We start from the raw sequence: 8,321 nt of genomic DNA, 5'->3' as shown, positions 1-8,321 counted from the left end.
GCTCAGCGTCGCCGCCCGCCGGGGCATAGACGCGACCGCCTCGGACCCGGCCGGACCGCCGAGCTCGCACAGCCCTCGCCGCCTGCGCACTCGGCGCCGCCTCCCTCCCCAAGCCCCTCCGCGACCAGCTGGAGGCCGCCCTCGCCGACGCCCGGGCGGTGCTCGAAGCCTCCCCTCCGGGCCCGGACCCGGTCCCGTCGGAAGGCGGCCCGTTCGGACCTCCCGCCCCGGCAGCAGGCAGCTGAACCGCGCGCGCCCTGACCGGCGCGCGTCGTGCGGACGGGGGTACAACGGCTGCGGCCGGGAGCGCGGGAAGCCAGGATCGAGCCATGGCCATTCGCTTGGGACTCGGGCTGCCGCAGATGAAGTGGTACGACCTCGCGCGTGCTCCGGCAGCGGTGGCACGGGCGGCGGAGCGGATCGGCTACGACAGCCTGTGGGTCTTCGAGCGGGTGCTGGTCCCCGAGCGGCCGCGGCAGGGCCTGTACGACGTGCCGGGGCTGGCCTGGCCGGACTCCTACCGGTCCGTCGCCCATCCGCTGGTGGTGCTCTCGCTCGCCGCCGCGGCGACGGAGCGGGCCCGGCTCGGCAGCAGCGTCCTGGTCGCGCCCCTGCACGGGCCTTTCCAGCTGGCCCGCGCCCTCGCGACGCTGGACGCGGCGAGCGGCGGCCGCGTGGTCGCGGGGCTGGGGACGGGCTGGTCGCTGGACGAGCACGCGGCGGCCGGGCACGCTCCCTTCGAGGAGCGCGGAGCCGTCCTGGACGAACTGCTGGACGTCTGCGCGGCGGTGTGGGGCCCCGACCCCGTGTCGTACCGGGGCAGGCACGCCCTGATCGACGAGGCGGAGGTCGGGCCGAAGCCCGTACGCCCCGTGCCCGTCTACCTGGCGGCGTCCGGCGGCAATGCCCTGGACCGGGTCGCCCGCCGCGCCGACGGCTGGCTGCCGACAGGCATGACGCCCGGGCAACTGGCCGTCCTGCGGCGTGAGATCGGCGAGCGGGCAGCGTTGTACGGCCGCGATGCGGGCGCGATCCAGGTCTGCGCGAGGGCGAACGTCCGGATCACCGAGGCCCCGGTGCGCGATGCCGAGCGGAAGCCCTTCGTCGGCACGGTCGAGCAGATCGTCCAGGACACGGCCAGCTACGCGGCCGCGGGGGCTGACGAGGTGCTGCTCGACCTCCAGACAAACGCGCGGGACGCCGACGAACTCGCCGATCTGGCGGCCCGGGTGCACGCGGACATCCGCGGCGCGGGGATCTGAGACCCCTGGAAGCCGCCGTCGCCCCTCCGTCAGCGGCTCACCGGACGCCTTCCCAGAGCGACCGCTCCCGGCCGCCCGGGTCCTGCCTCAGCCGGAAGGCGTCACCGGTCAGGTGCAGCACCGAACGGTCCGGGCCGTAGGGCGGCCAGTCGGGCTCCGGCCGTCCCTCGCGGGCGAAGGCGAGCCAGGCGGCGCGCATCCGGTCGGACAGCTCCTTCGGAGGCTCCGCCCCGAGGAGCGGGTCGGTGGTTCCGAAGACCAGGCCGATCTCCGCCATGTGGCAGGCGCCCAGCCGGCCGTCCAAGGCGGGCGAGGGGTGGGCGAACTCGTAGACGAAGGTCCGTGCGCCCAGGGCGGCACGGGCCTCCGCCACGCGGACGGCCGGGATGCGGTAGGAGTGGTCGGTCATCACGGCCGAGAACAGGTCCCCGGGCGTGGCCTCCGGGCGGTCGGCCCGGTAGGCGGCGACCGCCTGCGCGGCGTCGAGCCCGAACGAGGCCAGGAATCCGCGCAGGACCTCGTCCGTGATGCGGTCGGCCATGCCCAACGCGACGAGGAAGAGCCGGAATTCGTCGGTGGTCGTACCGGTGAGCAGGTCGATGTCGCGGCCCGCCCCGGCCGCGACGGCGTCGACGGGCCGGGCGCGCAGGGTCGTCCCGTCGACCACCGGCAGCACCGTGGTACCGCCGCCGGCGGACTCGCCCCATCGACCCGGGGCCGTGGCCCGGGCCATCTCCTGGCCGAGGGCGGCGTTGGCGGCGATCAGCCGTTCCGGGGGCACGGCTGCCAGGGCCTCCGTGGTGTGCTCGACCCCGGCGATGGCGGCCAGCCGCTCGGTGATCCGACGCCCGGTCTCCAGGGAGTGGCAGTGGTGCCCGGCGCCGCTCTGGGTGATCGCGCGGTGGAACAGCCCCTCGGCCCGCTCCATGGTCATCAGCGCCGTGATGCTGATGGCTCCGGCCGACTGGCCGAACACCGTGACGTTGTCCGGATCGCCGCCGAACGCCGCGATGTTGTCACGGACCCACTCCAGGGCGGCTATCTGGTCCAGCAGGCCGAGGTTGGCCGTTCCGTCGGGCAGCAGCAGGAAGCCCTCGGCGCCCAGCCGGTAGTTGAGCGTGACGCACACCGCGCCGTCCGCGGCGAGCCGGGTGCCGTCGTAGCCGGGCAGCGAGCCGGATCCGTTGCGGAACGCCCCGCCGTGGATCCAGACCAGGACCGGAAGACGACCGGCGGCACGCCCAGGTGCGGGGGACCACACATTGAGGTTGAGACAGTCCTCCCCCGTCTCCACGGGCTCCACCAGGAGTTCGGCCATGGCGGAGGAATAGCCGGGCTGCGGCGCGGCCTGCCCCGGGCGGCCGCAGTCGCGCTCCCCCGCCCAGGGCTCGGGCGGCCGCGCCGGACGGAACCGGCGCGGCCCGAATGGCGGCGCCGCGTACGGGATTCCCAGGAAGGCCGCGACGCCTTCGCGCTCCTGGCCCCGCACCTTGCCGTACGCGGTGGAGACGGTCACGCTCGCCAAAGCAGTACCTCGCATGATGGTCGATCAGCCGACGCGTCACTCCACCACGGAACGCCCGGGAAGCGCCAAGGGATTTAGCCCCAGGTGAAGGCGCCGCAGGGAGCCGGCGGGTCCTCCGGGAGGAAGTGGGGCGGCGCGTACTGGCAGCCCCAGGGCCCGCAGTCCTGGCCAGGGACCGCGAACGTACCGGTGGCCCTGGTCGGCGCGGCCGCGGCCGGCCCGGCGGACGCCCGGGGCGCGGGAGCTGCCTGGGCCGGGACGGGAGCGCCCAAGAGGGACAGCGCCAGCACCAGCGGGGCGGAGGAGACGAGGCAGGGGACGCTTCTGCGCATGGGAGCCTTCCTTCGGCCCGGCACCGGGTGACGCGCCGGGCGGCGAGCGGCCGTCCCCCGCCGGGCCCGTTGCCCGGGGACACCCGCTCCGGTGCCCTCCTTTCTCCCCAGGCTCGGGAGCCCTGCACGCCCGACGCAACTCGAACAGATGAACCCGCTGCGCCCGCGCCCCCTCGCGCGAGCCGGGGAAAAGCCGGTCGCCCACTTCCCCGCCACCCGGTACCGCCCCGGGCCGCCGCGCGAGCAGTCCACCCGGCACGGACACCAGGACAGCAGCTCCAAGGGGGCCCAGTCGGGGCCAGACGTGTGCCCGGCCGCCCGCCGAGCAGCCACCCGAAACCTCGTGGCCATCCCGCCCGCCCGCTGTGAAACTGGCCCGATGGAAGAAGCGCCCACCGCACCGACGCCCGTCGTCCTCGGCATCGACGACCTGCGACCGCTCCCCGGCGCCACACGGATCGCCCGCACCAGCCGCGAAGGCACCCGGCTCCTGGAGGAGCACCGCGACGGCTTCATCGACGAACTCTGGCTCGACCACGACCTCGGCGGCGACGACACCGTCATGCCCGTGGTGGCCCTCCTGGAAGAAGCGGCCTTCGAGGGACGGCCCTTCCGGATCGGAACGGTCTACGTCCACAGCGCCAACCCCGTCGGCTCCGCCTCCGTCGTCCGGTCGCTCACGCGCTGGAACTACCGCGTCCGGCGGGCGTCGGCCCAGGATCCGGCCGCGCCCACGACCCGTCGACCGAGACGCTAGTGTGTGCGGATGAGTGAGGAGCCGCAACCGCAGGTGTTCTCGAACCTTTGGGCTGACGCCGGCGGTCCCGGCGGCCACGGTTCGCCCCGCGATCGCTGCACGTGCGTCGAGCACGTCCGTACCAGGCCGCAGGGGCCGACCCGCTTCCACCGGGAACGCCAGGACACCACCGCACCGGGATGGATCCGCCTTCTCGAACTGGTCGAAGAGGCGGCGGCCGACGGACGTGAGGTCTTCAAGCCGCTCGTGGACCTCACGGCGGAACAGCGGCGCCAGGTCGTCACGCTCCCGCCGACCATCGCCAAGCTCACCTCGGTCAAGCACCTCGTGCTGTACGGCAGCAACCTGGTGCGCATCCCGCCCGAGATCGGCGCGATGCGCGGCCTTGAGGAGTTCACCCCGTACACCTCCTACCGCCTGCACTGGTTCCCGTACGAGATCACCCGGTGTGCCAACCTGCGTCGCAGTACGGTGAGCACCCGGGCCGTGTACGGGAACTACAAGCGGCGGCCGCCCTTCCCGCAGCTGCCGGCGGCGACCGCCGCCCGGGGCGTCGACGTCGAGGACCTCGACCCCGGTGTGTGGGGTGCCTCGGCGATCCGTACGTGCAGCGTCTGCGACCGGCACGTCGAGGGCGTGAACCTCCGTCAGGCCTGGATCTCGCTGTGGACGTCGGGCGCCGACGTCCTGCCGCTGCTGGTCAACGCCTGTTCGACGGCGTGCATCGACGCGCTGCCGGTGCCGGCCGAGGGCTACGTCCAGGTGCCGCACGCCGGCGGGCCGGGTGTCGAGCAGCCGACGGCCGGCCGTCGGCCTCGCTGACGCGGTGCGGCCACGACCGCCGGGGGCGGGGCCCACGACGCAAGGTACGGTCCGTCACATGTCGAAACACGGACGACGGATCCGCCTGACCGCCGGGGCTGCCATAGCCTTGCTCGGTGGCGGGTTCGCGATCAACGCCTGGATGAACCGGGTCCCGGAAACCAGGGTCTACGAGGGCACCGTGGCCGGCAAGCCGCTGCTGGTCGGCTCGGACGGCCGGACCCTGACACTGAGCATCGGGTGGGGTTGTGAGAAGCAGCCCGAACTCGTGGCCCGCGAGTCCGCCGACGCGGTGAAGGTCTCCCTGCGGCACACAGTCCCCCCGGGGTTCTGCGACCCGGGTGGCATCGGACAGATCACGACCCACCTGAACAGACCGCTCGGGACCAGGGCTCTGAACGACGCCACCGGCAAGCCCGCCGTCCACTTCGACGAGCGCGACCTCCTGCGGCCCGTGTTCCTGCCGGAGAACTACTCCCCCTATCCCGCGGGCAGGATGGTCCACCTGCCCGGTCTGGCCCCGCTCCCGACCGACACTCCGGCCTGGGCCAGCGGGTACCGACTGGGGACGGGCCCTGAACAAGGCAATCTGATCATCAGCCAGACCCTCCGGAACAGCACACCACCGGAGGGCCGGGCCGCCCTGGTCAAGGGCCACCCCGCGGCCATCACGCAATCCGATCCGAACGGCGGGCCCCGTTCGCTGACATGGTCGGACGGGACCTACACCTTCGTCGTCACGACCGGTGCTCCCCCGCGGCTCTCGGACGAGGAACTCGTCCGCGTCGCCGAGAATCTGCGGTGACCGACACCACGACGACGTCCGGCGGCTGTCCATCAGGCTGCCCCGGCGGAGTCTCGGCCGCTCCTGCGCCGGTCAGGGCGGAGAGCCTTCATCGAGCCAGACGCCCCCGACCCCGGGCATTGCCGGGGGCGGGGGCGTCGGGTGCGGGGTGGGAGCGGGTCAGCTGCGGGTGACCACGAGCTGGCTCGAGCCGTCCGGCAGGCCCGCGATGGCGGCGCGCTGGGCCGGGAAGGTGCTCGCGCCGTACGGGCCCTGGACGGCGGCGAAGCCGGACCAGGAGCCGTTGGAGAAGCGGGTCTCGTGGTAGACGTTGCCGTCGCCGCCGACCACCGCCACCTGGGACGAACCGTCCGGCAGGCCGGCGATGCCGACCGTCCGCGCGGCCATGGTGGGCGTGCCGACGCCGGGGAGCGCGGCGAAGCCGGACCAGGTGCCGTCGGCGAAGCGGGTCTGGTGGTAGACGTTGCCGTCGTTGCCGATCGCCAGGACCTGCGAGGAACCGTCCGACAGGCCCGTGATGGCCACCCGGCCGGCCGCCATCCGCGAGCTGTTCACCCCGGGGAGCGGGGCGAAGCCGCTCCAACTGCCGTTGGAGAAGCGGGTCTCGTGGTAGACGTTGCCGTCGTTGCCGATCGCCAGGACCTGGGCGGAGCCGTCGGGCAGGCCGGCGATGGCGACGTCCCCGGCCGCCATGGTCGGGGTGCCGACGCCGGGGAGCGGGGCGAAGCCGGACCAGTTGCCGTCGGAGAGGCGGATCCGGTGGTAGACGTTGCCGTCACTGCCGACGGTCAGCACCTGCGAGGAGCCGTCCGGCAGGCCCGCGATGGCGGCCCGGCGGGCCTGGGTGGCGGGCGTGCCGTCGTCGGGGAGCGCGGCGAAGCCGCTCCAGCTGCCGTTCGCGGCGCGGACCCCGTGGTAGAGCCGGCCGTCCAGGCCGATGCCCAGCTCCTGCGAGGAGCCTCCCGGCAGCCCGGCGATCGCGGCCTCCGAGCCGCGGAAGACGCCCGCCCCGCCCGTCAGCGGGCTGAAGCCGGGCCAGGCGCCCGAGCTCTGGCGCACGCCGAGGAAGAGCGCGGAGGACAGGGAGGGCGGGGCGCTGGTGAGCTGGATGTCGACGTAGTCCTGGTCGATCGCTATGGAGTAGCCGCCCCAGCTCTCCGGGTTCGCCGGCGAGGCGTACTGGTGGGCGCGCTGGTGGTTGGACCAGTAGCCGGCCGGTATCGACGGGTCGGCGGTGTCCTCCTTGCCGTTCCAGTTGGCGCTGAAGACGGCGTCGGGCATGGTGTAGGCGCTGTTGCCGGCGTTGGCGGCGAGGTCCTTCATGCCGGACGAGGAGCTGCTGTAGACACCGGAGTTGTAGCCCCAGGCGTGCAGTTCGTTGGTCCAGGCGGTGAGGAAGGCGAGCACCGTGGCCGAGTACTGCGGGGTGGTGTAGCCCTCCATGTCGTAGTAGAGGAGCGTGCCGGGGCCGAAGCCGAGGGCCTGGGCCTGGGCCACCGCGTCGTCGGCGGCGTTGGCGCCCTCGGTGGCGGGGTAGGCGATCTTCGGGGCCTGCACACCGACGTACAGCGGCATGAAGGACCAGCCCGCGGACTGCTGCTGCTGGACCCAGGAGGACGTCAGGTTCGGCTGGGCGCAGCCCCGCCTGACACCGCCGATGTAGATGCCGACCGCCCGGTACGGGGAGGAGTTCATCCACGCGTTCATCGCGGCGCTGGAGGGCGCCGTGCAGGCGTCGAAGCCCTTGCCGGTGTAGTTCGTCGCCGACGCGGGCACCTGGGCCGCGGCGGCCATCGGTGCGGCCATGGCCCGGCTGGACGGCGCGGCGGCGGACTTGGGCGCGGCGGACTTCGCGGCGGGGGCCGTCGGGGCTGCGGCGGGCGCCGGCTCCGGTCGGTGTTCCGGCGCGGGGGTGAGCCCGGCACTGGTGATGATCCGGCGCACCAGCGGCTGGTCCGTGTCGTACGTACCGGTCACCGCGACGACGCCGTCCTCCGCGCGGATCGTCTGCGCGACCGGGTTGGAGCCCTCCCGGTCGGGCGCGGCGCCGGCGGCGGGCTCGACCAGCAGGGCCTCGGAGCGGCCGGTCAACCGCGGCGGGCAGACCTGCTGTTCGCCCGGGTGGCCGAGGTACACCGCGTGCTGGTCGAAGCGGACGCAGGCCTGCGGGTCCGCGGCCAGGTCGACGACCGGCCAGGCCGTGGGCACCTGGAAGACGCGGCCCTGGTAGGTCACCTTCTTGGTGTCCGGGCTTCCGGCGGGGGCGGCTACGGCGGAGCCGGCGGCGGGCGCCGCCATGAGGACGGCCGCCGCGACGACCGCGGCGCTCCGGAGCGCTGTCATACGGGTCTTCACCCAGATATCTCCTGACACGACGAAAGGCCGCACGCCGACAGGTCGGCCGCGCGGCACGGGCACGTCACCCTATCCGCGCCCTCGGACAGGCGGTGTCGCAGGCCCCTCCGGTCCGGCCGACCGTCCGTCGGCCGTCGCCCCGGGGCCCGCTCCCGCGCGTCGGGTCAGCCCGGCGGACAGGACGCGTTCTGTTCTCAACTCCGGTCGTGTGTGGGACCGTTGGCAGCTGGCGTCGTCACGGAGAGACCCGGATCGCGGGGGAACGGGGTGGTGGACATGACGGACCGGCCGGGCCCGTACGGACCGAACCGCCGGGGCCTGCTCGCCTCGGCCGGCGCCCTGCTGGCCGGCGGCGCGGCCTCGGGCCTGCCGGGGGCCGCGGGGTCCGCCGGAGGAGCCGCTCCGGCGGAGGCCCCGGGCCGGAGCTCGGCGGTGATCCGGCGGGGCGACCCCCGGTACGCGC

The 8,321-nt window shown here is 74.1% G+C and carries 8 protein-coding genes; 5 read left to right on the top strand and 3 right to left on the bottom strand.

From position 1 onward, the window contains the following. Window positions 1–329 precede the first annotated feature (329 nt). Entirely contained in the window at window positions 330–1,262 is a 933-nt protein-coding gene (locus ACFU7Z_RS31085) for a TIGR03619 family F420-dependent LLM class oxidoreductase (protein WP_380781155.1), read from the top strand. A 37-nt stretch (window positions 1,263–1,299) separates the two neighbouring features. Here ACFU7Z_RS31085 and ACFU7Z_RS31080 read toward each other — a convergent pair whose 3' ends face one another. Together ACFU7Z_RS31080 and ACFU7Z_RS31075 are read right to left on the bottom strand one after the other, a co-directional pair. After that, the gene (locus tag ACFU7Z_RS31080) at window positions 1,300–2,778 is read right to left on the bottom strand and encodes a carboxylesterase/lipase family protein (RefSeq protein WP_380781157.1); all 1,479 of its coding nucleotides are present in this window, start codon (window positions 2,776–2,778) and stop codon (window positions 1,300–1,302) included. Window positions 2,779–2,861: 83 nt separating this feature from the next. Then, on the bottom strand, window positions 2,862–3,119 hold the full coding sequence (locus ACFU7Z_RS31075; RefSeq protein ID WP_380781153.1) for a hypothetical protein: 258 nt from the start codon (window positions 3,117–3,119) through the stop codon (window positions 2,862–2,864). Window positions 3,120–3,498: 379 nt separating this feature from the next. Here ACFU7Z_RS31075 and ACFU7Z_RS31070 point away from each other — a divergent pair, with 379 nt between their 5' ends. From ACFU7Z_RS31070 to ACFU7Z_RS31060, 3 genes are read left to right on the top strand one after another with little or no spacing between them, the layout of a single operon-like run. After that, entirely contained in the window at window positions 3,499–3,876 is a 378-nt protein-coding gene (locus ACFU7Z_RS31070; protein WP_380781151.1) for a cyclic-phosphate processing receiver domain-containing protein, read from the top strand. A gap of 33 nt (window positions 3,877–3,909) precedes the next feature. Beyond that, window positions 3,910–4,698 carry a leucine-rich repeat domain-containing protein gene (locus ACFU7Z_RS31065; protein ID WP_380781149.1) on the top strand — a complete coding sequence of 263 codons (789 nt, stop codon included), beginning with the start codon at window positions 3,910–3,912 and terminating at the stop codon, window positions 4,696–4,698. Between the two features lie 58 nt (window positions 4,699–4,756). Then, complete coding sequence (locus ACFU7Z_RS31060; protein WP_380781147.1) at window positions 4,757–5,503, top strand: hypothetical protein; 747 nt, start codon at window positions 4,757–4,759, stop codon at window positions 5,501–5,503. A 159-nt stretch (window positions 5,504–5,662) separates the two neighbouring features. On the opposite strand, the gene ACFU7Z_RS31055 is transcribed toward ACFU7Z_RS31060, so the two are convergent. After that, entirely contained in the window at window positions 5,663–7,846 is a 2,184-nt protein-coding gene (locus tag ACFU7Z_RS31055) for a glycoside hydrolase domain-containing protein (RefSeq protein WP_380781145.1), read from the bottom strand. Between the two features lie 288 nt (window positions 7,847–8,134). Here ACFU7Z_RS31055 and ACFU7Z_RS31050 point away from each other — a divergent pair. Next, the coding region (locus tag ACFU7Z_RS31050) for a hypothetical protein (protein WP_380781143.1) at window positions 8,135–8,321 on the top strand (187 nt) is incomplete at its 3' end.

Source organism: Kitasatospora sp. NPDC057518, from assembly GCF_042802075.1.
Classification (GTDB): Bacteria; Actinomycetota; Actinomycetes; order Streptomycetales; family Streptomycetaceae; genus Kitasatospora.
The sequence above is the reverse complement of the archived record's forward strand: the minus strand, read 5'-3'. Positions and strand labels throughout refer to the sequence as shown.